Genomic DNA, 942 nt, shown 5'->3' on the forward strand with positions numbered 1-942 from the left:
CAATGCCACCGGCCCCGCAGGATGGGGTCTTACGGTCGGCTCCACGTCCGTTTTCTGTCTCCGGGCCACTCCCGGCGACGTGCCGCTTCACGAGCGCGGCGAGGTTCAGTGCCGCGTTCTCATCCCGGTCGAGGACGAGTCCGCAGTGTTCGCATACGTACATCCGTATCCGGAGAGGCAGTTTGGGTGTCACTGCCTGGCATCCGGAACACGTCTTGCTGCTGGGGAACCAGCGGTCCGCCACTTCGAGCGTTCCGCCGTTCCACCGGGTTTTGTAGGCGAGTTGACGCCGGATCTCGCCGAACCCGGCGTCGGCCACGACGCGGGCGAGTCTGCGGTTCCTGAGCATCCCCGAGACGTTGAGGTCTTCCACCACGATCGTGCCGTACTCGCGGGCCAGGCTGGTGGTGAGCTTGTGGAGCGCGTCCCGCCGCAGGTTCGCGGTGCGGTAGTGCACCCGGTTGCGGGCCGCATCCGCGCGCTGCCAACGCTTCGAAGGCTGCTGCCCGGTGCGCCGGTCAGGGCCCAGACGGCGGGCGGCCGTACGGGACAGGCGGCCGAGCTTGCGGCGCGCGGTGTCGTAGTGTTCGGGGTTCTCGGCGGTCGGGCGGCCGTCGGAGAACACCGCGAGGTGCTTGAGGCCCAGGTCGACGCCGATCACCGTATCCGCTCGGGACGGGGTACGGCCGGTGCGCTCGACTTCGCAGGTGAAGGACACGAACCAGCGGCCCGCCTCGCGGCGGACGGTCGCCGACTTCACCACCGCCGTGCCGGCCGCGATCCGGCGGTACAGCTTCCGTGTGGACTCATGCGCCCTGATCGTTCCCAGGACCGGGAGCGTGACATGCCTGCGGTCGTCTTCCAAGCGGATCGTGCCGGTGGTGAACCGAACCGACGGCGTGGTCTTCCGCTTCGACTTGTAGCGAGGAAAGCCCATCCGCG

General features: G+C 68.7%; 1 protein-coding gene. It reads right to left on the minus strand.

The features are described 5' to 3' along the window. Positions 1-942, minus strand: a 942-nt coding sequence (gene tnpB, locus ACFRCG_RS48470) for an IS607 family element RNA-guided endonuclease TnpB (protein WP_380043053.1), incomplete at both ends; no start/stop codon positions are given.

The organism is Embleya sp. NPDC056575 (assembly GCF_042793325.1).
Lineage (GTDB): Bacteria > Actinomycetota > Actinomycetes > Streptomycetales > Streptomycetaceae > Embleya.